This is a genomic window from Kallipyga gabonensis, from assembly GCF_001286805.1.
Taxonomy (GTDB): domain Bacteria; phylum Bacillota; class Clostridia; order Tissierellales; family Peptoniphilaceae; genus Kallipyga; species Kallipyga gabonensis.
In genome coordinates, this window is sequence record NZ_CXYV01000002.1 from 389617 (window position 1) to 414438 (window position 24822).

The 24822-nt window shown below is 47.9% G+C and carries 22 protein-coding genes and 3 pseudogenes; 20 read left to right on the forward strand and 5 right to left on the reverse strand.

What is annotated here, in order from left to right:
- Positions 1 to 122: 122 nt before the first annotated feature.
- The 4 genes from BN2373_RS03220 to BN2373_RS03235 all read right to left on the reverse strand — a co-directional run bounded on the left by BN2373_RS03220 (position 123) and on the right by BN2373_RS03235 (position 3775).
- Positions 123 to 974: a hypothetical protein gene (locus BN2373_RS03220; RefSeq protein ID WP_053942734.1), complete on the reverse strand. Its 852-nt coding sequence runs from the start codon at positions 972 to 974 to the stop codon at positions 123 to 125.
- Positions 971 to 1663 (reverse strand): ABC transporter ATP-binding protein, encoded by a 693-nt coding sequence (locus tag BN2373_RS03225; RefSeq protein WP_053942735.1) that lies wholly within the window; start codon positions 1661 to 1663, stop codon positions 971 to 973. Before BN2373_RS03225 ends, BN2373_RS03220 begins: the two co-directional genes overlap by 4 nt.
- A gap of 11 nt (positions 1664 to 1674) precedes the next feature.
- Entirely contained in the window at positions 1675 to 2079 is a 405-nt protein-coding gene (locus tag BN2373_RS03230) for a GntR family transcriptional regulator (protein ID WP_053942736.1), read from the reverse strand.
- Between the two features lie 217 nt (positions 2080 to 2296).
- Entirely contained in the window at positions 2297 to 3775 is a 1479-nt protein-coding gene (locus BN2373_RS03235; RefSeq protein WP_053942737.1) for a nicotinate phosphoribosyltransferase, read from the reverse strand.
- Between the two features lie 149 nt (positions 3776 to 3924).
- Here BN2373_RS03235 and BN2373_RS03240 point away from each other — a divergent pair, with 149 nt between their 5' ends.
- The 6 genes and pseudogenes from BN2373_RS03240 to BN2373_RS03265 all read left to right on the forward strand — a co-directional run bounded on the left by BN2373_RS03240 (position 3925) and on the right by BN2373_RS03265 (position 7909).
- Positions 3925 to 4674 (forward strand): TrmH family RNA methyltransferase, encoded by a 750-nt coding sequence (locus tag BN2373_RS03240; protein ID WP_053942738.1) that lies wholly within the window; start codon positions 3925 to 3927, stop codon positions 4672 to 4674.
- Positions 4652 to 5329 carry an HAD family hydrolase gene (locus BN2373_RS03245; protein ID WP_053942739.1) on the forward strand — a complete coding sequence of 226 codons (678 nt, stop codon included), beginning with the start codon at positions 4652 to 4654 and terminating at the stop codon, positions 5327 to 5329. Before BN2373_RS03240 ends, BN2373_RS03245 begins: the two co-directional genes overlap by 23 nt.
- Entirely contained in the window at positions 5326 to 5730 is a 405-nt protein-coding gene (locus BN2373_RS03250; RefSeq protein ID WP_053942740.1) for a DUF1622 domain-containing protein, read from the forward strand. Before BN2373_RS03245 ends, BN2373_RS03250 begins: the two co-directional genes overlap by 4 nt.
- A 23-nt stretch (positions 5731 to 5753) precedes the next feature.
- Positions 5754 to 6065, forward strand: coding sequence for a thioredoxin (gene trxA / locus BN2373_RS03255; protein WP_053942741.1), 312 nt, complete (start codon positions 5754 to 5756; stop codon positions 6063 to 6065).
- Positions 6066 to 6339: 274 nt separating this feature from the next.
- Complete coding sequence (locus tag BN2373_RS03260; protein ID WP_053942742.1) at positions 6340 to 6813, forward strand: hypothetical protein; 474 nt, start codon at positions 6340 to 6342, stop codon at positions 6811 to 6813.
- A 69-nt stretch (positions 6814 to 6882) separates the two neighbouring features.
- A pseudogene (locus BN2373_RS03265) lies at positions 6883 to 7909 on the forward strand (virulence RhuM family protein).
- A 66-nt stretch (positions 7910 to 7975) separates the two neighbouring features.
- On the opposite strand, the gene BN2373_RS03270 reads toward BN2373_RS03265, so the two are convergent.
- Positions 7976 to 8713, reverse strand: a complete 738-nt coding sequence (locus tag BN2373_RS03270; protein WP_053942743.1) for a G5 domain-containing protein — start codon at positions 8711 to 8713, stop codon at positions 7976 to 7978.
- Positions 8714 to 8935: 222 nt separating this feature from the next.
- On the opposite strand from BN2373_RS03270, the gene BN2373_RS03275 reads away from it, so the two are divergent.
- The 14 genes and pseudogenes from BN2373_RS03275 to BN2373_RS03335 all read left to right on the forward strand — a co-directional run.
- On the forward strand, positions 8936 to 11314 hold the full coding sequence (locus BN2373_RS03275; RefSeq protein ID WP_053942744.1) for an ATP-dependent DNA helicase: 2379 nt from the start codon (positions 8936 to 8938) through the stop codon (positions 11312 to 11314).
- Entirely contained in the window at positions 11314 to 12768 is a 1455-nt protein-coding gene (gene rlmD, locus BN2373_RS03280; RefSeq protein WP_053942745.1) for a 23S rRNA (uracil(1939)-C(5))-methyltransferase RlmD, read from the forward strand. The genes BN2373_RS03275 and rlmD overlap by 1 nt, the downstream gene beginning before the upstream one ends.
- A gap of 581 nt (positions 12769 to 13349) precedes the next feature.
- Positions 13350 to 13763, forward strand: a complete 414-nt coding sequence (locus tag BN2373_RS03285) for a DUF5301 domain-containing protein (protein WP_053943490.1) — start codon at positions 13350 to 13352, stop codon at positions 13761 to 13763.
- Positions 13764 to 13818: 55 nt separating this feature from the next.
- Positions 13819 to 14271 (forward strand): annotated as a pseudogene (locus tag BN2373_RS07965) (DUF4143 domain-containing protein); the annotation flags it as partial.
- Positions 14272 to 14344: 73 nt separating this feature from the next.
- On the forward strand, positions 14345 to 15049 hold the full coding sequence (locus tag BN2373_RS03290) for a nucleotidyltransferase domain-containing protein (protein ID WP_053942746.1): 705 nt from the start codon (positions 14345 to 14347) through the stop codon (positions 15047 to 15049).
- Positions 15050 to 15103: 54 nt separating this feature from the next.
- Positions 15104 to 15562: a GNAT family N-acetyltransferase gene (locus tag BN2373_RS03295; RefSeq protein WP_053942747.1), complete on the forward strand. Its 459-nt coding sequence runs from the start codon at positions 15104 to 15106 to the stop codon at positions 15560 to 15562.
- A 485-nt stretch (positions 15563 to 16047) separates the two neighbouring features.
- On the forward strand, positions 16048 to 16983 hold the full coding sequence (locus BN2373_RS03300) for an alpha/beta hydrolase (protein WP_053942748.1): 936 nt from the start codon (positions 16048 to 16050) through the stop codon (positions 16981 to 16983).
- A gap of 25 nt (positions 16984 to 17008) precedes the next feature.
- The gene (locus BN2373_RS03305; protein ID WP_053942749.1) at positions 17009 to 17488 is read left to right on the forward strand and encodes a hypothetical protein; all 480 of its coding nucleotides are present in this window, start codon (positions 17009 to 17011) and stop codon (positions 17486 to 17488) included.
- A 174-nt stretch (positions 17489 to 17662) separates the two neighbouring features.
- Entirely contained in the window at positions 17663 to 18157 is a 495-nt protein-coding gene (locus tag BN2373_RS03310; RefSeq protein WP_053943491.1) for a hypothetical protein, read from the forward strand.
- 141 nt (positions 18158 to 18298) lie between these two features.
- Complete coding sequence (locus BN2373_RS03315) at positions 18299 to 18895, forward strand: TetR/AcrR family transcriptional regulator (protein ID WP_053942750.1); 597 nt, start codon at positions 18299 to 18301, stop codon at positions 18893 to 18895.
- An 85-nt stretch (positions 18896 to 18980) separates the two neighbouring features.
- A complete protein-coding gene (locus BN2373_RS03320; RefSeq protein ID WP_053942751.1) occupies positions 18981 to 20720 on the forward strand; it encodes an ABC transporter ATP-binding protein in 1740 nt (579 codons plus the stop codon).
- Positions 20720 to 22441 carry an ABC transporter ATP-binding protein gene (locus BN2373_RS03325; RefSeq protein ID WP_053942752.1) on the forward strand — a complete coding sequence of 574 codons (1722 nt, stop codon included), beginning with the start codon at positions 20720 to 20722 and terminating at the stop codon, positions 22439 to 22441. Before BN2373_RS03320 ends, BN2373_RS03325 begins: the two co-directional genes overlap by 1 nt.
- A gap of 358 nt (positions 22442 to 22799) precedes the next feature.
- The gene (locus BN2373_RS03330; protein WP_053942753.1) at positions 22800 to 23069 is read left to right on the forward strand and encodes a type II toxin-antitoxin system Phd/YefM family antitoxin; all 270 of its coding nucleotides are present in this window, start codon (positions 22800 to 22802) and stop codon (positions 23067 to 23069) included.
- A gap of 479 nt (positions 23070 to 23548) precedes the next feature.
- Positions 23549 to 24697, forward strand: a pseudogene (locus BN2373_RS03335) (type IIL restriction-modification enzyme MmeI); the annotation flags it as partial.
- Between the last annotated feature and the right edge of the window lie 125 nt (positions 24698 to 24822).

The window sequence follows — 24822 nt, forward strand, 5'->3', positions numbered from 1 at the left end:
GAAAAGGGATGCCTTCTGCAAAATATAAAAAGGCATCCCATGTAATAGAAAGGTATAAATTGCCTGTCCGGCAATCTTGGTCCCTTCAGATGGTTGGACCGTTTCTTCAGGACCTTTAAAGATTAGTGAATATCAATTTTTCGGTCCGTAGTGTAGACCGTCAGGGCCCAGAAGAGGAAGGTGAAGGCCAGGCTGAGTAGGATAAGGGGGATCTGGGAAGAGAGCATTTGGTAGAACTCGTCATTGATGATCTGAAGGACTTCTTCCGAGCTGGCTGTGGCCGGTAGGCTATCCAATCTCGCTTCGAAAGAATCACCTGTTGGAATATGGAGGATAAAGCCGAAGGCGAAGCTGGCCAGGGTTTGGGCAAATTGCGTGATGATCATGACCACAACGGGGCCGCCTGCGCCCAGCTTCCGGAAGACCCATGCCGACCCCACGGTGACGGAGAAGGAGAGGACGGCGGCGGAGCAGAGGAGGCCGGTGATCAGGGAAAGGATGAAGATAGGGGTGGCCGGGGAGAAGAAGATAGGTTTGACCATCTGGCCGATGAAGTCCAGCATTTCATCCATGGAGGGTCTTACCGGCTCTGCTGTAAAAAGCTGGAGGGATCGAAAGACGGAAAGGAGAAGCTGGAGTCCGGCGGAGACCATGGTGAGGAGGGAGAAGGTCAGGTAGTAGAAGGTCCGGGCAGCAGTGAATTCCCGCCCGCTTGCCGGGATGGACCGGTAGAAGTAGGACCGGGTCCCCTCCATGTTTTTATAGTCCTGGACAATGGTGATGAAGTAGATGGCCAGGTGGGCGGCAAAAAGGACAAAGAATTGGATGATGAAGGTAACAGAGATCCACTCGCCCTGGCTGCTGAAAAAGCTGGAAATCAGGAAGAGGGCAAGGAAGGCCCAGGCCAGTCCCAGGGCAATCCCGATGGGCTTGAGGGTTTCCTTGCACATTTGTTGATAAAGTTTGCCGATCATTGGAAAACCTCCTCAAAAATTTGCTTGATGGACTTATTTTCCTGGGCCCGGATCATATCCGCCGGTCCATGGAGGACGATTTCTCCCCGCTTGAGGAAGATGACGTCATCGATCAGGGGTTCGATGTCGGTGATCTGGTGGGTGGAAAGGATCATGAGGGCGTCGGGGGAATAGTTTTCGATCATGACCCGGAGGATGACCTTACGAGCGGCCGGGTCGACCCCGGATATGGGCTCATCCAAAAGATAGATTTGAGCATCCCGGGCCATAGCCATGACAATGGCGATCTTCTCCTGCATGCCCTTGGACATTTTGCCCAGTTTTTGGCTCGGATCCATGTCCAGACCTTCCAGCATCCCGTAGGCTTTTTCCTCGTTGAAGTCTTTGAAGAAGGCTTTATAGGTGGAGATGGCTTGGGAGGGTGTCCAATGGAGGGGGATGGATGGGCGATCGGGGAGGTAGGAGACCAGAGAGCGAGAATGAGGGCCGGGCGTTTGTCCGTCAATGCGGACATCTCCTTCATAGTAGGAGTCATAGCCTCCTAAAATTTTCAGGAGGCTGGTTTTGCCGGAACCGTTGGGTCCCATGAGACCAATAATTTTTCCCTTTTCCAGGCTCAGGTCAAGGCCTTTAAGCACTTGACAAGAGCCGTAGGACTTGACGACGTGGTTAATTTCGATAATGGCCATGGTGAATCTCCTTATTCTTTCTCTTGCAGGCGAAGGCGGGGATCGACTTGGTCTTCGCCGGGCCAATTGTCACGGGTTAGCTGACAGGCTCGGTCAGGGCTGACCCCAAGTTGAACCATGGTTTGGGCAAAGGTCTTGACTTCCCTCAGGGCCAATTTCTTTCGGACTTCTTCAATCCGTTCTTCATCGGTGGTGACAAAACGACCGGCGGTACGCTGGGATTGAGCAAGCCCCAAGTCTTCCAGTTGACTGAGGGATTTTTGAACAGTATTGGGGTTCACCTCAAATTGCAGGGCCAATTGGCGAACAGAGGGGATCTTTTCGCCGGGTGGCCAGGTTCCCTGAACGATGGCAATGAGAAAGTGGTCCAGGAGCTGGATATAGATCGGGCCCGAGGAGGATAAGCGATCAGCCATAGACACTCCTTTCTTGCACGGGCATGGCCGCCGGAAAAACGGCCGAAGATGATGACAGAGGATGGATTGGCTATATTTCCCCGTCCCTGCCTTATCTAACAATGTATTACATAGATGATACAAGAAGTATAAGATAAGAAAAGACCGGGGTCAAGACTTTTTTCCGTTTCGGTCTATTTCCCGGTCTTTATTGAGGAGTAAAACAGAATTCAGGCGCCTATTCCATTTGATTACTCATCACGGAAATGGCATTGGCTTTGACTTCCGTCAGGAGTTGGTGTTTCATGTCCCAGATTTCCCGGGAGAGGTCGACCTTGTAGATATGGGGGTTATCAAAGCGGAGGTATTCATCCCAAAGGGAATCGAGTTCCTTTTGGCAGTAGTCCCGGATTTCCGGGAGGCTGGGCCGGTCATAGACCAGCTTGCCCTTGCGGAAGATTTCCTTGTGCATGGGCCGGACCTCGTACTCTTTTAGGACCATCCGCTTCCAGGTGTAGGTGGGATGGAAGATCTCATAGGGGGAACCGTCGGGCAGGGGCTCATCCTTGAGGAGGATGAGGTCGGCCAGGGCCTTGTGGTCCTTATTGTAAAAGCGGCAGAAGTGCTTGAATCCGGGGATGGTGATCTTCTCCACGTTTTCGGAGATCTTGATCTTGGGGAAAATCTCCCCATCTTTTTCCACAGCGACTAACTTGTAAACGCCGCCGAAGACGGGGTCGGATTTGGCGGTGATGAGGTTTTCGCCGACACCGAAGGAGTCCAGGCGGGCTTCCTGTTGGAGGATGTCGGAAATTCGGTACTCATCCAGGGCGTTGGAGGCGACGATTTTGGCGTCGGGGTAGCCGGCCTCATCCAACATCCGGCGAGCCTGCTTGGAGAGGTAGGCGATGTCTCCGCTGTCCAGGCGGATGCCGGCCGGCCGCTTGCCCATGGGGGTAAGAACTTCATCAAAGGTCCGGATGGCATTGGGGACGCCCGAAGCCAGGGTGTCATAGGTATCAACCAGAAGGAGGCAGTTGTCGGGATAGCTTTCGGCATAGGCCTTGAAGGCATCCAGCTCGCTGGGGAACATCATGACCCAGGAGTGGGCCATGGTCCCGAGGGCGGGGACTCCCCAACGCTGGTCGGATAAGGTATCAGCCGTCCCCACGCAGCCGGCGATGTAGGCGGCCCGGGCTCCTAGGTTAGCGGCATCCGGTCCCTGGGCCCGGCGGGAGCCGAATTCCATGATGGCCCGGCCACGGGCAGCCCGGACGATCCGGGAGGCCTTGGAAGCGATGCAGGACTGGTGGTTCATGGAGAGGAGGAGCATGGTTTCGACCAGGGAGGCCTCGATGATGGGGGCCCGGACGGTGATTAATGGCTCGTTGGGGAAGACCACGGAGCCTTCCGGAACGGCCCAGACATCGCCGTGGAAGCGGAAATCCTTGAGCCAGGTTAAAAAGTCTTCCTTGAAGATCCCCTTGGACCGGAGGAAGTCGATGTCTTCCGGGTCGAAGTGGAGGTCATTGAGGTAGTCAATCACCGAGTCCAGGCCGCAGGCAATGGCAAAGCCGCCGTTATCCGGGTTGGACCGGTAGTACATATCGAAGTAGCCGATGAGGTCCTTCATCCCGTGTTCAAAGTAGCCGTGGGACATGGTCATCTCATAGAAGTCAAAAAGCATGGTCAAGTTTTCATCGGAACGCGTAAACATTTGAACCTCCTTGGTTCAGAAAAAAGTCTTCTCTTCATTATAGCGGATTGGGCGAGAAATTGTGGAAAATGGGGAATTCCTCTATGGTAAAATAAGGAATGAATGCGTCAAAAGAGAAAGAATCCGGCTGGGGCCGGGGGAGGGGAACTATGCAGTGGAAGCGATATAAGAAAAATGAGGGTTATTCCTATACCCTGGGACCCTTCCCCACCCTGGAGCTGGTGGAAAGCCGGCCTGACCTGGTGGAAGAGGTCCTCATTTCCCCTTCCTTTAGGGACCTGGATAAGTTGGTCCGGACCCTGGAGGCGAAGGGACTGGCCTACCGGATCGGAGACAAGGCCATCCGCCGGTTGGCCACCAAAGGCAATACCTTTGTCGTGGGTATCTTCCGGACCGACCTGCCCGGCTTGGGCGAGGAGGGGCGGATGGCTAACCACCTGGTCCTAGACCGGGTCTCCGACTTGGGCAACCTGGGCAACATCACCCGGACCATGGTGGGGATGGGTTTGGAAGACCTGGTTACCATCGGGGAGACCTGCGACATCTACCAGCCCAAGGCGGTCCGGGCCTCCATGGGGGCCCTCTTCAAGATCCGCCACAGCCACTACGACTCTCTGGAAGACTATGCCCGGGCTTTTAGCGGAGGAAGCCGAACCCTCTATCTTTTTTACCTGGACCCCACCGCCCAGGCCCTGCCGGATTTGGACATCCGTGGGCCATGGTCCCTGGTCTTCGGCAACGAGGGGTCGGGCCTGGACCCCAAGGACCTTGCCCTGGGGCAGACCGTCTTCATCCCCCAGTCCGACCAGGTGGATTCCCTCAACCTGACGACGGCCTGTGCCATCGGTCTTTATGAATGTCAACAAAGGAGGAAATATGCACCCCTTTATCGTCTTTGATTTGGATGGGACCCTGATGGATACCATCGCATCCATCACCCACGAAGTTAATCGGACCTTCCAAGCCAATGGTTTGGATAGCCTCTCCGTGGAAACGGTTCAAGATCTTGTTGGCAACTCTTCGGCTTACCTCATCGACCACGGGCTCAACCTGGCCGGGGGGAAGGACCTGGGCAAGGAGGACCGGAAGCGAATTTTGGATGAGTACAATCAAAATTATTATGACCACCCCATCGAAGGGTCTGCCCCCTATCCGGGGATCATGGACCTGGCTATTTGGCTCAAGGACAAGGGCCGGAAGCTGGGCGTCTACAGCAACAAGCCGGACCCCATCGTCCGCCGGGTCATGGACCACTTCTTCCCCAGGGGCCTCTTCGATGCCGTCTCCGGCTTCCGTGAGGACCTTCCCCGGAAACCGGACCCGACCGGCCTCCTTCAAATGATTGAAGAGGCGGGCTTCAAGCGGGAGGACACCCTTTATATCGGGGATAGTGAGGTGGACGGGATATTGGGGGAAAATGCCGGCCTGGATACCGTCCTGGTGACCTACGGCTACCGGGAGAGAGAGGACTTGGCCGCCTTTGATTTCCCCAAGGTGGACAGCGTGTCGGCCTTGACCGAATACCTGAAAACAGGAAAGGGGGCCCTCTCATGAAGGCTGTTCACGAATTCTTTTATCTGGCGGGGGATTGGACGGCCCTCATCATCGAGTTGATTGCCCTGGCCATCGCCATCTTCACCATCCTCCACGCCCTCTATGAGCTCCTGGTGGTTTTCAAGATGGACTTCACCCGCTTCAATGAGTCCGAGACCCTCCCGGCTGGCATGATCACCACCTTGGAGACCCTGATGGTGGCGGAGATTCTCAAGACCGTCCTCGTCACCCGGGATGCCCAAATCTACGACCTCATCACCCTGGTCATCCTGGTCCTGGTCCGGACCTTCCTCACCCACCACCTGGAAAAATCCGTGGATAAGCGTCGGGAGAAAAAGGGGAAGAAACCGGGGGAGAACAAAGAAAATACGGAAGAATCGGTCAATATCACCGTAAAATAGAAGAAGAATGATAGGAGGAAGGAATGACTCAACCATTAACTGCCCAAGACTTCAAGAATCAAATTAAGGCCGGATCCGGTGTCGTCCTGGTCGACTTTTTTGCCACATGGTGCGGGCCTTGCAAGATGATGGCCCCCAGCCTGGAAGAGCTGTCGGAGGAAGGATACCAAATCTTCTCGGTCGATGTGGACCAGGAGAAGGAATTAGCCATGGAATATGGCGTTTTCTCCATCCCCACCATGATCCTCTTCAAGGACGGGGAAAAGGTGGATGAGTTCGTTGGCTTGACGCCCAAATCCACCATCAAGGAAAAGCTGGACTACCTGGATAATTAGCCGGGAAGAGGCCCTTTCTGCCGGCAGGGGCGTCTTTCTGCGGACGGGGGGGCCTTTCAGCCGACAAGGGCCTCTGTTTGCCGAAAAAATCGTGTTGGTTTGGCGGAAATCGGGAAACCACCACTATTATTTTGAGCGTAGAATAGTGTTGGTTTGGGTATTATTTTGGGTGTAGGATAGTGTTGGTTTGGGGAAATTTGGGAAATCGACATGATCTGCTTTCAAGCTAGGGTTGATTTGGGTTTAAGAAAACGTTTACATATAAGGAGGGAAAATGAGTAAAAACGGCAGAAAACTTCTTTTTATGGTCGGGATCGGTGTCATTCTTCTCGGATTCGTCCTCCTCATTGAGGGCGGATTCAGGATTTCCAGGAAAAGCCTGCCCGGAATACTTGAAGAAATCGAAAGGGTAGATGGGCGGAAAGTCTCCAGCGTGGCGGAGAAGGATGACCTAGCTATCGTCTATTGTTCAGGAAATGATGAACAAAAAGCCATCATCTATGAGCTGTCACAAAATCCTATCACAAAAATGTATTCGATCTCTGATCGTAACGTAACGAATAAAAAGTGGGGTGAGTTTATGAGTGTGGTGGAATCCCCCTTCCACATCTATTGCTATGAGGTCGATTTAACGACTGGCGGGATTTCGTTTTTTGAAGGCTCACTATGTGATCATCCTTATATTTCATGCGTTGTCATCATGTTGGGAATAATATTGGTTTACTTGAGTAAGAGGAGGACAAAATGACAGAAAAAATCTAAGTTCGAAAAAACACTAAAAAGGAGGAGGTTACGTTGAAACAAAAAAAAAGATGAAATTACCATTCGTTCCAGTACAGCGGAATATTTAACTTATATTGCCTCTGTTGGGGATCAACGGGACAGCATTGAGATGCGTTATGAGGATGAAAATATTTGGCTAACACAGAGGATGATGGCCGCTTTGTATGATGTGGATGTTCGTACTATTAATGAGCATATTAAAAAGATCTATTTTGATTCTGAACTTGATGAGAATTCAACTATCCGGGATTTCCGGATAGTTCAAACGGAAGGATCTCGTCAGGTGGCTCGTGATATAAAACACTATAATCTTCAAATGATTATTGCCGTTGGATTTAAAGTGAATAATGAACGTGCAGTACAGTTTCGCAAGTGGGCCAATGGTATTGTAAAAGATTACACCATTAAGGGCTGGGTTATGGACGATGAACGTTTGAAAAACGGTGGGTCTGTGCTTACTGTAGAGTATTTCGACCGCTTGCTTGAGCAGATTCGCGAAATCCGCCTATCTGAGCGTAGGTTTTATCAGAAGATAACTGATATTTGATGCTACATCCCTTGACTATGATCGGTCCGCGAAAACAACGAAGCTATTCTTTGCTAAGGTACAGAATAAAATGCATTATGCAGTGCACGGCCATACAGCAGCAGAGTTGATTTACGAGCGTGCAAATGCAGATAAGCCTCATATGGGATTAACCACATGGGCGGCAGGGCCGAAAGGAAAGATTGTAAAAAGTGATGTTAGCGTGGCAAAAAATTACCTAAGTGAGCAAGAGATGCATTCACTGGAGCGAATTGTATCTGCTTATCTGGATTTGGCGGAGGATCGTGCTGAACGCCATATTCCAATGACGATGGAAGATTGGTCGAAGAGACTGGATTTATTTCTAATGGCCGATGACAGAGATGTCCTTCAGAATGCAGGTAAAATCACAGCGAAGATTTCCAAGGCAAAAGCCGAAACTGAATTTGAAAAGTACCGAATTATTCAGGATCGATTATTTATGTCAGATTTTGATAAATACATACTGGAATTGGAAGAGCATACAAAGAAGTAGCAATACCTCAATTCTTAGAAAAAGAGCCCGAGCTTGGATAGTTCTCCAAATTCCGAGCTCTTTTTTTCACTCTACTTCTATATCGCTTTCTTCTTCAATTTCCATAAGTGGGGTGGATTCTTCCTCGCTCGATTCTTTGGGCTGGGATTCCTCGGGCGGCTTTTCCGGCTTGGTGGTCGGCTTACCCGGGCCGGATGAGGGAGTCTCCCCACTTTCCTCCGGATGGGAGGAAGATGCCGATGGGGTCGGCTGGCTGCTTTCTTGGGGCGGCTTGGCGGGCTTGGGGCTGGGGCTGGCGGGCCGGGCCGGGGCCGGTGGAGGCGTGTTGGCGGCGGTTTCTTCACCGGGCTCGAACAGGCCGGCTTTCGTCAGGACGAGCTCCAATTCCACTTCGCTTTTGGGTTGGGAATAGCCGATGGTCCGGGTGGAACCATCGGGATATTTTTCCAGGTCCCGTGGGCCAAAGTGGACAATGGCGGGCTGGGCCCGGCGGATCACCTTCTCGGACAAGGCCTCCCGGAAGAGGTCCTTTCCGTCCTGGCTGGTGATCCGGAAGAGGACTTCCGACTGGCCGCGTTGGCCCATTTGAATAATTTTCATTTCACCGGGTTCAAGATGAGCATCGGCGACCGCATGGATGGGGTATTCTTCATCCTCGATTATTTTTTCCTCACGGACCTCCTTGCGAAGGGTTTGGAGAAGGTCTTGAGGAGGTTCAACTAAGTCGTATTTTTTTCCCGGGCTGCAGGAAGTAAGAAGGAGGCCACCCAGGCAGAGAATTACAAAGGAAGTACGTCGTTTCATTGGGGACTCCGAAATCTATAGCAAAGGTAATAAAGGATCGATGGGCATAAAAGGCTTTCAAAGGGTATCATCTCGTGTCTTTTTATCTTCTTTTGTTTCATTATAACCCAAAGGATGTCAAGAAATTTTGAGACCGGAGGAAGAAGAGGTTTTCCCCCAAAATAATTCCCCCTGCATTCGGTATAATAAAAGCATTGATAAAGCAGGGAAAGGGGGCGGGCCATGGACCGGATCCGCATGGGCGTACGGACCTTAATTGAATATGTCATGCGGTCGGGAGATATTGATGGCCGCTACCGGTCCAACCAGAGGATGCAGGAAGGGATCCGGGCCCACCGGAGGATCCAGGACCAATATGGGAAGGGCTATTCTAAGGAAGTCATCTTCCGGGACCGGACGACCCTGGAGGGGATCGAATTCGATGTCGACGGCCGGGCGGACGGGGTCTTCGAGGGGAAAGATGAGGAGGGAAAAGATCAGGTCCTCATCGATGAGATCAAGTCGACGACCCGGCCCCTGGACAGCCTGGACGGGGAGGCCAACCCCCTACACTGGGCCCAGGCCAAGTGCTATGCCCACTTCTACTGCAAGCAGCGGGACCGGGCCTCCATCGAAGTCCGGCTGACCTATGTCAATTTGGATGAGGACCTCCTCTACCGGACCTTCACCAAGACCTTCCAGAGGGAGGAACTGGAGGCCTTCTACCTGGACCTCCTGGGCCGCTACCTGGAATTCTCCCGCCTCCTGGTGGCCTGGAAGAAAAAGAGGGACGGGTCCCTGGCCGGTTTTCCCTTCCCCTATGAGGACTTCCGTCCCGGCCAGCGGACCATGGCGGTGGGGGTCTACCAGACCATCGAAGAGGGCGGGGCTCTTTTTGTGGAGGCCCCCACGGGGATCGGGAAGACCATCTCCGCCCTCTATCCGGCCCTCCTGGCCATGCCTCGCCTGGGGGTCAAGAAGATTTTTTACCTGACCGCCCGGACCACCACCCAAAGGGAGCCCGCCCGGGCCATGGATAGGATGCGGGACCAGGGCCTCTGTATTAAGCAGGTGACCCTGACGGCCAAGTCCAAGATCTGCCTCAACGACAAGCTGGTCTGCGACCCCAACCACTGCCCCTATGCCAAGGGCCACTTCGACCGGGTCAATGCGGCCATCCTGGACCTCTTTCAAGCGGAGGATGGGATGGACCGGGCCACCATTACGGAATATGCAGAGAAGCACCGGGTCTGTCCCCACGAATTCCAGCTGGACATGACGGACTTCGCGGACCTGGTCCTCTGCGACTACAACTATTTCTTTGACCCCCGGGTCTACCTCCGCCGGGCCTTCGACAGCGAGGACCCCACCACGGTGGTTCTGGTGGATGAGGCCCACAATCTGGTCGACCGGGGGCGGGATATGTATTCGGCGGAAATCTCCCGGGAGGCCCTCCACCGCCTGGCTGCCCTCTTCCGGGACAAGGCCAAGGAAAGCGAGGACAAGAAAAGCAAGGCAGTCGACCGGGCCATCGCCCGCAAGGCCGACCGGGCCGGCCGAGTCATGGAGGACTTCCACCAGGCCTTGGGCCAGCCGGACCAGGTGGCCACGGAGGAGAACCCGGAGGACTTCTACCTGGCCCTCAAGGGCCTGGCCCAGGCCATGGACCCCTATTTGGCCAAAGAGGGGGATGATCCGGACTATGAGGAGGTCCGCCAGGCCTACTTTGACATCACTGCCTACACCAAGATTGACGACTGCCGGATGGAGGGCTTCCTCAACCTCCTGACCCTCCGCCAGGGGGACCTTTATTGGAAGATCCGCTGCATCGACCCGACCGACCTCCTCCAGGCTACGATCCGGAGGGTCAAGGCCGCCATCTTCTTCTCGGCCACCTTGTCTCCCATGGCCTTCTATGCCCGGCTTTTGGGCGGGGGAGAGTCCCCCCGGGTCCTTCACCTGGACTCCCCCTTCCCGCCCGACCACCTGGACCTGGCCCAGGTCTCTCTGTCCACCCGCTACAAGGACCGGGACCGGACCATGGAGGACCTGACCGTCCTCCTCCACCACTTCTTGGAGGGGGAAGAGGCCGGGGGCAATGCCATGGTCTTCTTTCCCTCCTATGCCTACTTGAACCAGGTGGCTCGGGTCTACCGGGACCGCTTTGGTGAGGAGGTCCTGGTCCAGGACCCTGAAGCCGGTCACAAGGACCAGGAGGGGGTTCTGGCCCGCTATATGGAGGAAGAGGGCCTGGCGGGCTTCTTTGTCCTGGGCGGGCTTTTTGCCGAGGGGATCGACCTGCCAGGCCTGGCCCTAACCCGGGTGGCTGTGGTATCGGTGGGTCTCCCCGGCCTTTCTTTTGAACAGGATGTGATCATGGACTACTTTAACGGGGATGGCCTTTCCGGCTTCGACTACGCCTATACCTTTCCCGGGATGAACCGGGTCCTCCAGGCGGCCGGACGCCTCATCCGGACGGAAACCGACCGGGGCCGGGTTCTCCTGGTGGACGACCGCTTTGCCCAGGCCCGCTACCGGGCCCTCTACCCCAGGCACTGGAAGGGAATGCGGTATTTCTCGAGGGTGGAAGACTATATGAATGAGGAGAGGAAGGATCAATAATGGCGCGCAAAAAAGACGACATGGATGTAGTGATCGACCGAGTGGACTACCCCAACCGGGCCCGGGGCTTTAAGCTGGAGTCCATCGAAGAAAATGAGGCGGACCGCCTCCTGGAGATGGACTCCTATTATGACAAGAGGCCCCAGGGCCGACCCATCGTGGCCAAGGGCGGGATCCCGGGCCAGGTCTACCGGGCTAAGGGCAAGCGGGCCCGGGGGGAGGCCAAGGAAGTCCTCCTCCTGGACCTCCTCCGCCGGTCCCCCCTGGAGACCCCTGCCCGCTGCCCCCACTTCGACCGATGCGGGGGTTGTGTCTACCAGACCCTGTCCTATGAGACGGAGCTCATGCTCAAGGGGGGCCAGATCCGCCGCCTCTTCCAGGAGGCCGGCCTGGACCTGGACATCCCCATCTACCGGTCCCCCCTCTATGAGGGGTACCGGAACAAAATGGAATACAGCTTTGGGGATGAGGTCAAGGAGGGCCCCCTGACCCTGGGTCTCCACCGGCCGGGCCATTTTTATGAGATTGTCCCCACCCCCTTCTGCAAAATCGTTCCGGAGGATATGAACACCATCCGCCGGGCCAGCCAGGCCTTCTTCCGGGAAAAGGGGATTTCCTATTACCACAAATCCGCCCGCCAGGGAGCCCTCCGCCACCTGGTCCTCCGGACCGCTATGCACACCGGCCAGATCATGGTCAACCTGGTCACCACGTCCGACCCCTCCATCAGTCCCGACCTCCTCCGGGACTATGTAGACCGCCTGACCCGCCTCCCTCTGACCTTTGACCTGGTTTCCGTCTTCCACACCCAAAATGACGCCGTGGCGGATGCCGTCATCCCGGAGAAGGTCACCCTCCTCTATGGCCAGGAGGAACTCCAGGAAAGCCTCATGGGCCTGACCTTCCACATCGGCCCCTTCTCCTTCTTCCAGCCCAATGTCTTTTCGGCGGAGAACCTCTATGCCAAGGCCATGGAATTCGCCGGCGACTTGACGGGCAAGACCGTCTATGACCTCTACTCCGGGACCGGGACCCTGACCCAGCTCATGGCCAAGCGGGCCCAGCGGGCCATCGGGGTGGAGATCGTGGAAGAGGCCGTGGATAAGGCCCGGGAGACCGCCCAAGCCAATGGCCTGGCCAACGCCAAGTTCCTGGCCGGGGACGTCTTGGACGAACTGGACCGCCTGGCCCAGTCCGAAGACCGACCGGACCTGATTATGATCGACCCGCCTCGGGAGGGAATCCACCCCAAGGCCCTGGAAAAGATGGTCGCCGCCGGACCAGACAAGATCGTTTACATCTCCTGCAACCCCCGGACCCAGGTCCGGGACCTTCAGCTCTTCATTCAGGGAGGTTACCGCCTGGTCAAGGGCCAGGCTTTTGACCAGTTTCCGAGGACCAAGCACGCGGAGACGGTATGTTTGATGGTGCGAGATCCGCGGAGCGCAGGCTGAGGGGCCCGATGTAGTGGTGGTTTGGGGAAAAGGAGCAAACCACCACTCTTGTTTTGGGCGAGAAGTAGTGTTGGTTTGGGGAAAACGGCCAAACCACCACTATTGTTTTCGAGCCTAGGGTAGTGTTGGTTTTGAGAAATCAGCAAACCAACACTATTTTTTGCTCTAAACTACTCCCAAAGGTAGTGGTGATTCGTCAAAAAACACTAAACCAACACTATTGAGGTGGGAAAAGCATAGTGTTGATTCGCCAAAAAACGCCAAACCAACACGATATGCGCCGGACAAGGCCCCAATTTTGATGGGACAAGAGCTATGGAGGGTCGGTTAGGCGGCAAGCTGTCGACGGCGGAGGCGGTGGCACTTTTATTCAAACTTGTTATGATAAAAATCAAATGTGGAAATTGAGATGGATGAGCTTGGCTTGATCGGTGTCGAAAGCAAAGCGATTTATGCATAAAACAAGGAGAATATTTTAGAAAAACTCGATTTTAAAGGCTCCAACATAATTGCACAGATTAATAAAGTGTAGAATTGTACTGAGGGAGTATTAGAATAAATCGAAAGTGGAGATGAAAACGGTGAAAAAATATCTTGGAATAGCATTGTTTTTAATAACTATTTTGTCATTAACTGCATGTGGTAGTAATAAAAAAATAAATCTACCAAAAGCCGAAGAAGTAAAAGAAATTGAAATGATGAAAAACACTTTAGAAGATCGTTTGAAAATTGAGAGTCAAGATGAAATATCGAGCATTATTGCAGATATTGAGGAAAACACCAATGATACCGGGAGGGAAAGTGTTAACGATCAACCTACAAATATTAAGGATTATCTCATCATTAAATTCCATCACAAAAATGCAGAAGATAGTCCAAGCATAGCGTATTTATATAAAGAAAAAAATATTAGCTATGTTGAACAGCCATATTCAGGTATTTGGAAATTAAGAGAAGATATCTTTGATAAAATCAGTGGCAACTTGATTAAATAATGATATTCAACCAAAACCAGTTAATCACTTGAATTAAATTTGGATAAATACTTGAATTAAAAACGGAGCAGTCTTAATTGAAGGACCTAAATGGTGTGGTAAGAGCACAACAGCAAAAGAAAAGGCGAAAAGTTTTATATCCATGGACCAACCTGATATGACGAGACAGTATCAGCAAATGGCAGAACTTTCTCCTAGTACTTTACTTGAAGGAGAAACTCCAAGACTCATTGATGAGTGGCGAATCGCACCTAATTTATGGAGAAAAGGCTAAGAGATTACTTAAATCCTATGCAAGACATGTAGGTACACAGAGTTCGCTTGAAACGATTAGGAAAGATATGTTAGCTAATCAATCAGATACATTTGATCAGGTAACCCTTTATTCTTACCTTGATGCTTAAAAAAATTTTTCGTGATAGAAGATTCTCCGGCATGGAATCCAAATTTAAGGTCGGAAACATCCATACGAACAACGGATACTAGATACTTTTCAGACCCATCCATAGATGCTGTAAAGTCGTTGTTTGAAGAATTTCTTAATAGCCTTATGCAAATAAAGAGCTATTGTGGGGGAAGCTATGCGAGATAAATTCAAAAAAGTTTTAAATCAAGTTATTTCAGAATATGAATCAAATGAAAACATACTAGGATTGCTCTTATTTGGATCATTAGCTAAAGGAACGGAACACTCTAGAAGTGATATTGATTTGATTGCAATAAGTGAAGAGACTGAAGATAAGACTACAAATAAGCTTTATGGGGATATAGCTGTCCAAACCATATGGAGAAGTAAAGAGGATTTTCGATTTAAAACATCGAAAAGAACGAGATTTACTCCTGCATCTAAAAGCTACAAGGTTTTAATTGATAAAGAATCTTGGATAAAAGAATTTTTGAAATCTGATATTGTTCAAAATACTTGGAAAGAGCCACTTCCATTGACTGAAAGAGAAAAGCTATTAATGTCTACTGATTTTGCCTCAAGTTTAGACGCTATAAAAGGTTTAGATGAGCAGGGAAAACACATTGAAATAGAAATGTTTATTAATGATTACATATATTTAGGGTTAGAACTTCTTTATAATAACCGGAAATGGTTTATTAAGCCAAAAAAATATATTCTTGAAGATCTGAAAGTTAAATCACCTGAAGTATGGGATCTTGTAAGAGAAATATATTATTCTAAATCGGTTGATAATAGGTTAGGTAATTTTGAAAAATTTTATTTTAGAATTATTAAATCTATTGATCAGATTCAAAGAGAATATACTATCTATTGGTAAAGAATATAAAGGAGTATAGTTAGGCCTTAACGGGATAGTTTTTGGAGATGAATGATGAAATATACTTTTGAGAGACTAAACAAAGATAATTTTAGCAAGTATTTTGATTATTTATTATTGGCTAGTACATTAGAACCGGAACTGATGTGTTCCTCTGATATAAATAAAGAAGACCTTTATGAAAGGTTGGATGATGAATTAGTAAAAAGAAGCACTTCAATATTAGCTATGTATGACGATAAAGTGGTCGGAAGAATAGAATATCATTTTTATTCATGTTTTCAGGATGGTTATAGAATATGCTATGTCGATTGGGTGTATGTATTACCGGAGAATAGAAATAAAGGGATAGCAAAAGAGTTGTTTAATCAAATGACTAAAGATTGCGTTAGCCATAATATTGATGAAATTCGCTTAATAAGAGCTACTAATAAAAACGCAAACGACTTTTACGATAGTTTTCAATCTGCCAAGCTCTGTGATCTTCCATTTTTTATACAACATTTACATTAGAAGATTTAGGTGTATCCGATAAGAGATCTAGCTTTTTGAGGATGCACTAAACGAGGTGCTCAATGCTTAAAGTCATCCTATCCAACCGCTTCGAGAAAGATTTGAGGCTTGCCCAAAAAAGGGGACTTGATCTTCGTCTCTTCAATCTCTAAAGTCACTCCTTGCGGGGTGGCTTTTTTGTTATACCCATGTTCGCCCATAAGTGTTGTAATTCTCGAATGGCACTCACGACATGGATATGAAGAGGCCTTAAACATATGTACTAAAGGTGGCAATAATTCTAACTATTGAAAATGAACATCAACAGAAATATAATGTTAGCATAAGCTAACGAAAGAAGCGGATGCGTATGCGATAATTCCTAAGGGAGGAGCGGGGCGTAAGCCATTTCAGGTGATAGGGAATGAAGCGAAGTGATAAGGATCATTTCTAGACAGTGATTTGGCGAATTGGGATTAACGGATTACATAATGGAGTAAAATAAAATGAGTTTAAATTATACAATTGCATCAGGAATAGTAAGACTGCTTGGTTTCAAAAAGATATTTTTAAAGAATAAAGAGGAGATGCTGGAGTACGCAAAAGGAGAAAATGCCAAAGTTGTATTTGACCTAGGCAAGGCAATGAGAAGGGCAAAGAGAAGGAAGTATCATCTTTTTGATCGAGACGTGATGGGATATCGGCTTCTTTCTTATCAAAATAATCTAACCCCGGCCAAGGGGGCAGTCCTCTATCTCTTCGGCGGAGGAATGATCACTCAGCCGAATCCATTGGATTTTCCCTTGGCGGAAAGAATCATGGAAAAGACGGGGAAAGATGTTTGGTTTTTATTTTATCCACTTTGCTCAGAAGATGTTAAGGTGGATAAAACCTATGAAGTATCTTTTGAAACCTATAGGTTAATGACAGAAACGTATAAGGCGGAAAATATTAGCGTACTTGGATTTTCATCAGGCGCTTGTCTATCCATCGGGATTTTTTTACACAATAATGCTTTAGGTAGACCCCTTACAATGCCAGGTAAAATCATTTCCATTTCACCGGGAGGAATTCCCGATGTCAATCTTGATGAGAATAAAGAAATATGGGAGAGAGTAAATGAACTCAACCATAAAGACATCATGATTGACCCTACATATATTAAAACAGCAAGAGAAATAGCAAAGGGAGACGAAGATTTACCTGAATATATGTTAGACGGAACGGTGGGAGATTTTACCAACTTTCCGAAAATTTACTTTTATTTTGGAGAAAATGAATGCCTTTATGCCTTTGCGGGAGAGTTTAGAAAGGCAATGGAAAAATACCATGTCCCCTATGAAATCATTGTAGGTAAAGGAATGTGCCACTGCTATCCTTTGGCGAGGTTTTTTAGAGAAGGAAGAGAGGCGCAAGATCAAATTATTGAAATCTTAACCTAAAGACGAAGAAGGGATTTGAAAATCCATGCTTTTCATTGAAATCGTCATTTTATGCTCTGCATTTTTCGCCCTCTGTTTCTTGGCTACCGGCACGGATGAGAAAAATTTAAGAAATTACATGTCCTATCCTGATGAGGTTCAAAAGCAAATCAAAGAGATTGCAGAGTATCAGGGAAAATACAAGGAAACAAGCAGATTTACCGCGTGGATTGCAAATTTTTTACTATTTGCCATCTTATTTTTATTGTTGGGTATCACCACCCGTCAGACAAACTTTATGCATAACTTTATTCATTTGCTAATTTTAGGTGAAACGTTAAATGTTTTTGACCTCTTCGTTATTGACTTACTATGGTGGAGAAATACAAAGAGAATTAGGTTATCAAAAATACCCCAAAAGGAGCTCTACCAAAATCCCAAAAAGCACATTGAAGCTTTTTCTAGAGCCTTGGTTTTGTATTTCCTTGTTGCGGTGGTTGATGGATATCTATTGGCTCTGTTTTGAAAAATAACCCTAGGAATGTGTTTTTGGGCTACTGAAAGAATTTGCATCGAGTCTTGCTTGTCAAGTAGAACGAGATTAGGAAAATTCACACCAACGTAGTTGACATAATGAAAGAGAAAATTGCTTCCATTTCCGCAATGATTTATACCTTGAGAGAGGAGGTAAACGAAATTGATAAAAACACTTGCTATGTTACTCATTGTCTGCTTATTGGCATCAATTATGATGATGAATTTTATACTTATTATACCGAAATTTGGCTCGAAGCATTTCGGCGCACCTGATGACATCAAAGTGATGATGAGTATGTTGCCAGAAAAACCGATTTGGGTCAATATCATCGGCGGACTTATCATGATACTTGGATTGCTAGTTATTGCAGGCGTTCTGGTTTGGGCAATTGTTGATACAGTAAAATTGCATCTAACTTTTCAGCAAGCCTTTCTTAGATTTTTAATCCTATTTGAAGGCTATAAGCTTTTTGATATTATTTTTTTTGATTACCTCATGCTTACCAAGTTAAAATTACCCACTAAAGTGTACCCAGAGACGGCTGGTGCCAAGGGATATGATAATTTTGGGTTTAATGCGAAAAGTCAGATTGCAAGAGTTATCATCTTCTTTTTCGTGAGTCTCCTTTTGGCTTATTTACTTACCGTTCTGGTTTAACGAGAAATTTATAGCTTGGCGACGCTCTTCCTCACTCCCTTGTCCTATGCTTAGCATTCGAGTCTCAATAGTGTTGACAAGAGAAAAACAAAGAGTTAGTATTAGCTAACGTAACCGACGAAACCGTCGATGGAGGAAATGATGCGAGTGGTCAAATCAAAAAGGGAGCGTAAAAAGGAAATTATGGAAGCGGCGAAGTCTGTCTTCCTAGAAAAAGGTTTTGAAAAAACCACCATGGAAGATATCATTGCAGGAACCTCCCTTTCCAAGGGTGGTTTCTACCACTACTATACTTCCACCACCGATATCCTCCACGACCTCATGATTGAAGGCATCGCCTACCGCATTAACATCATAAAGCAGGCGGTCGGTCAAGCCTCTGCATGGGACAACGAAAGTTTGATCAATATGATGGTAGATAAGGTTTTGGATGAAAGCGACCTTATGAGCCTTTATGTGATCTTCCTTCAGGCCTCCCAGAGAAATCAGGCTCTGAGAGATCTTTTTCAGGAACTGAAGCAGGATAACCGTGCCATGTATGAAGAAAGTTTTGGCAGGGAATCGCAAAAAAGTATGGAATATTTCTACTCCGATCTTTTTCTCCATTTCATGAACTCTATTATGTTGGGATCAGAAATACTAGGTGCTCGGGAAGTTTTCCGTAAAAATCGATCGCTTTTTGTGGCTATGATGAAGCTTGCCTTTGATTATGTGCGGGAGGGCAAGATGATGACCTAAAAATTTTTGCCACGATGTTAGTCAATGTTAACTACCGAACCGTTTTTTGATTGTTTCTTTGAGCTTAACCAGAAAGGAGTTTTCTATGTCCGTTTACAAAAAAATGAAACCCTACGTGCCCGGCATGGGAGGCATTCTCACTCTAGCCTTCTTACTTATTATCGGATCTTCTCTTGCCCTTATTGCCGAGTACCGGGCAATTTACTTATTTTTAGAGAAGATTTTGGTCGAATCCGGCCTGGAGGGGCTAGTCCATTTGGTCACCATCCTTTGCCTTTGTGCCATGGCCTACGCCTTAATCTACTTTTTCGGTTGCATGGCCACCCATCTGATCGCTTTCCGCCTGGAGGCTAACTTGAAAAAAGCCGGCATGGATGCCCTTTTGGAGGCACCCTCGGCCTTTTTTGACAAGTATCCATCCGGGAAAATCCGGAAGATGCTGGATGATAATACAGCCTTAACCCACACCAGCGTGGCCCATCTCTTGCCGGATATGGCTGCCGCCTTCCTTGTCCCCTGCTTTGGCCTCATTTTGGCCGGAATGATCGACTGGCGGCTCTGCGTCTTTATGGTTTTGACCATCGTTGTTGGTGGCTTTATTGGCAGCAAGATGATGGGGGAATCCACCTTTATGGGCGAATATATGCAGGCTCAGGAGGCTATGGGGGCTCATGCCGTGGAATATGTTCGCAATATGGGCGTGGTCAAGATTTTTAATGCCAACGTCAAGTCCATGAAGAACTTTTATGATTCCATCGCCAGCTATGCGGACAAGGTGCTGGCCTACAGTATGTCCTGCCGGCTTCCCTACGTGACCTTCCAAACCTTTTTCAACTCCGTCTACCTCTTGCTCATTCCCTTGGCCTTCTTTTTCCTGGCCCGGGGGGAAGATCCCGAACTCTACCTGACCAAGGCCATCTTTTATGTCCTCTTTTGTAACATCATCTTCGTGGCCTTCATGAAGATTATGTATGTGGGCATGCATTCCTACCTGGCCTCATCCTCCATCGACAAGATCGAAAGCCTGATCAAGGAAATGCAGACCGGCAAGCTGGCCTCTGGCTCCGTTGACCAAGCCAAGGACTGTGCCATCGACTTCAAGCACGTCTCTTTTGCCTATGAAAAAGACAAGGTTTTAGGGGACTTGAGCTTTCATCTGGATGGGGGAAAGACCTACGCCTTGGTCGGCTCTTCCGGCGGGGGCAAGTCCACCTTGGCCAAGCTCATTTCCGGCTTCTATCCGGTCCAGGAGGGGGAAATCCTCATTGGTGGCAAAGCTCTGTCAGATTATTCTGAATTGGCCCGAACCCAGATGTTGGCCATGGTCTTTCAAAATGCCAAGCTCTTTAAGACCACGATCTACGACAATGTCAAAATCGGCAATCCGGCAGCTTCTCGAGATGAAGTCATGGAAGCCTTGAAGCTGGCTCGCTGCGAAGAGATTTTGGACAAGTTCCCTGACCGCGAAAAGACCCTGATCGGCTCCAAGGGTGTCCACCTGTCCGGCGGTGAGATCCAGCGCATTGCCATCGCCCGGGCCATCCTGAAAAATGCCCCCATCATTATTCTAGATGAAGCTTCGGCAGCAGCCGACCCGGAAAATGAATATGAAATCCAGCAGGCCTTCAGCAACCTCATGAAGGGAAAAACTGTTATCATGATTGCCCACCGGCTCTCTTCCATCCGCCAGGCGGATGAAATTCTGGTCGTAGATGAAGGTAAGATTATCGAGCGGGGCAGCCACCAGGCTTTAATGGAAAGAAATGGCCGTTATGCCTATCTGCAGGGCCTCTATGCCCAAGCCAATGACTGGAGGGTAGCCTAATGAAAAGAAAATTACAAGAAACTTTTGCTCTAACCGAAAAAGGGGCTAGGGGCATGATGCGGGCATCATTCGCTTCCTTTTGCGTGAACATCACCTATATGACAGCCATGATGGCCTTTTTTGCCTTTGCCCAGGACCTTTTGACCGATGGAAAGCTAAGCCACCTGCCCTTATATCTCCTGGCCGTGGTCGTCATTGTGGTCCTCATGTATCTGGCCTTGGATTTTGAGTATCGGGCCACCTACAATACGACCTACGCTGAGTCCCGGGACCTGCGCATTGCCATTGCCGATACCATGAAAGAACTCCCCCTGAGCTATTTTGCCAAACATGACTTGTCCGATCTGGCCCAGACCATGATGCAGGATGTCTTGGATATGGAGCATGCTTTTTCCCATGCTGTACCCCAAGCCATCGGAGCGGGGATCTTTTTGGTCATCATGGTCATCATGATTTTAATCAGCAATTTTTGGATTGGCCTGGCCATTCTTATCCCCACGGCAGTCAGCCTTGCCATCATCCTTCTTTCCAAACGCTATCAAAAAAACTTTGAGAAAAAGTTCTATAATCAAAGCCGGAAAAATGTGGAAATCATCCAGGATGCCATCGAAATGCAGCAAGAAATTCGCTCCTACAACCTGGTGGGCGAAAAAAGACGGCAAATTCACCAGGCCATACGGGCAGCCGAAAAAATGCACATGCAAGCCGAAGTGGGTCAGGGCATTCCGGTTATGTCGGCTATGACCATTGCCAAATTAGCCCTGGCCAGCACAATCTTGACCGTGGCCTATTTTATGGTCAAGGGCCAGATGACGGCCCTTTATGCTATTGGCTATATGATCGCCGCAACCCGTTTGACCTCCGCCATGGACGGCGTCAGCATGAACATCGCTGAACTCTTTCATATTGATGTCCGGGTCGATCGTATCAAGGAACTCAAAAACACACCGGTTCAAAGGGGACGGGAAGTGGAACTGAAAAACTTTGATATCGAAGTGAAGGACCTCTCCTTTGCTTATGGAAAAAATCCGGTTTTAAATGGCGTAAATTTCTCGGCCAAGCAGGGGGAAGTCACAGCCTTGATTGGACCTTCAGGGTCGGGCAAAACCACCATGATCCGTCTCCTCTCCCGCCTTTACGATGTTGACCAAGGCGAAATTACCATTGGCGGTCATTCCCTAAAAGACATCGCTCCGGACTGTCTCTATCGACAGATTTCCATGGTTTTTCAAGATGTAACCCTCTTTAATGGAACGGTCATGGAAAATATCCGCATTGGCTGCAAAAGCGCCAGTGATGAAGAAGTCATGGAAGCGGCCAGGAAGGCCAACTGTGAAGACTTTATCTTAAAACTTCCCAAGGGCTACCAAACCCTGATCGGGGAGAACGGCAGCAAGCTTTCAGGAGGGGAAAGGCAAAGACTATCCATTGCCCGGGCCTTCTTAAAGGATGCCCCCATCCTCCTCCTGGACGAAATTTCAGCTTCCCTTGATGTGGAAAATGAGATGGCCATTCAAAAGAGCTTGAATGCCCTGATGAAAGACAAGACCGTGGTCATCATCTCCCACCGGATGAAGTCGATTGAAAATGTGGATCAAATTGTCGTCTTTGAAGAAGGCCGGGTGAATGGCATAGGTCGTCATGAGGAACTGATGACCAGCTCAGCGCTTTATCGGAACTTGGTTGAGAAGTCGAGTTTGACGGAAGCGTATGTTTATTAGAAAGAAACAATCTGTAGACACCCATCCGGGACTCTCAATCCACGTTGAACCCCTAACTTTGATAGTGCGAGAGCTGCGGACTGCAGGCTAGGTGGCTCAACATAGTGTTGGTTTGGAAAAAAGGTTAAACCACCACTATGGTTTTTGGGCTTAGAATAGTGTTGGTTTTGAGTAATCAGTAAATCAACACTATTTTTTTGCTCCCTAAAGTAGTGGTGGTTCGACGTAAAAGCCAAGTCAACACTAATGAGGCGGGGAAAAGTGTAGTGGTGATTCGCCCACGTCCTGCATTTTGTCGGGTGAAAACATGGATAAAGTGGCGAAATAATGATAAAATTAAGCCAAAAGGAGGTACGTGATGATTACGATTCGACCCGTTTCAGATTTAAGAAATAATTTCAAGGAAATTGAAAAGACGGTCCAGAATGGCACACCTATTTATCTCACGAAAAATGGCTATGGCACGATGGTGGTTATGAGTTTGGAACAATATACCGCTCTAACAGAAGATATTGAAGCTAAACTGGATGACGCCGACGACTATGCAAAGGAGCATTCTGAGAGGTTTACAGCGGAAGAAGTGTTTTCGAGAGTCAAACAGCGGATTCAAAATCATGAAGAACTATAATCTTACTTTCTTACCGCTCTTTGAGGAAGATTTGAATCAATATGTGGTTCAGGGGACAACTATGGAAGTGCGACGCATTCTTTATGGTCGGCAGGACTGGAAAAAACATTTATAGATAAACCAATAGTAAGTAGCATCAATAGTAAGTCTCATTCCAAAGCGGCCCGCGAAGTCAAACGGCGCGCAGGCTAATTGGCAAGCCGCCGACGGAGACGGCGTGGTGTTGATATTGAAAGAGAAGAACTAAAAGAACAAAAAACACCTTGAAAAAGAGATGTTTATTTTTCGCACTTGATTATATAAGGCTAGAATTTGAGAAATTTGCGGTAAAATACCCTTAAATAAAGACTCGTAGATATTAAGTAGGTCATGTTAACAGTACGGATAGCAATAGAGTTATTCGTAAGTAGGTTTATATGGAATTAGTAAAAAACAATAAAATCTTAACTTATATAAGTATATGAGAGGGGTGTAGTGTGATAACACATAGAGAACAAAGAAAGCTGGCAAAAGAGTTTGCAAAAAGGTGGGAAGGAGTAGGCTATGAAAAAGGTGATTCCGCTAGATTTTGGATGTCACTACTTAATGAAGTTTATGGAGTAGATAGACCTGCTGAATATATCAGATTTGAGGATAAAGTAATGCTAGATAATACGAGTTTTATCGATGGCATTATACCTTCAACCCATGTTTTAATTGAACAAAAATCAATAAATAAAGACTTAGGAAAACCGATAAAACAGTCTGATGGATCTTTATTGTCTCCCTTCCAGCAAGCTAAAAGATATTCTATAGAATTACCATATGATGATAGACCAAGATGGATAGTTTTAAGTAATTTCAAGGAATTTCATATTTTTGACATGAATAAACCACAGTCAGAACCTGAGATAGTATATCTAAAAAATTTAGAAGAAGATTACTATAGACTTAATTTTTTAGTTGATCAAAAAGATGATTACATAAAAAAATCTGTTGAAGTATCTATTCAAGCTGGAGCACTTGTAGGATCCTTATATGAAGCTTTATTAAAACAATATCAAGATCCTGAAGATGAAAAAACTTTAAAGGACTTAAACGTTTTATGTGTTCGTTTAGTTTTCTGTCTCTATGCAGAGGATGCAGGATTATTTGGAAGACATAATATGTTCCATGATTACCTAGATAAATATAGCGATAATCCTGAGGGTTTTAGAGATGCCTTGATAAGGCTATTTGAGATTTTGGATCAGAAAGAATATGAAAGAGATCCCTATTTATCCGATGAAATATTGGCATTCCCATATGTTAATGGAGAACTATTTAAAAATGAAAATCATGTAATTCCTAGGTTTAATGAAAAAATCATTGATATTATTTTGAATAAAGCTGCTGCCAATTTTGATTGGTCAAAGATTAGTCCAACTATATTTGGTGGTCTATTTGAATCAACCTTAAATCCTGAAACCAGACGCTCTGGTGGAATGCACTATACTTCTATCGAAAACATACACAAGGTTATCGATCCTTTATTTATGGATGCTTTGAGGGAGGAATTTAAGGAAGCTATTTCTATAAAAACATTAAATTTAAAAACCAGAAAACTAGAAGACTTGCAGAATAAGATGGCTTCTTTGAAGTTCCTGGAGAACAAAACAACATATTTGATACATTTTAACGGCACAGCCGCTTAGGGTACGAACCTAATACTAAGGGGTACGAAAATTTAGTATGTGGTACGAAAATCAATAAGCTCACAGCGATGTTCATCCTA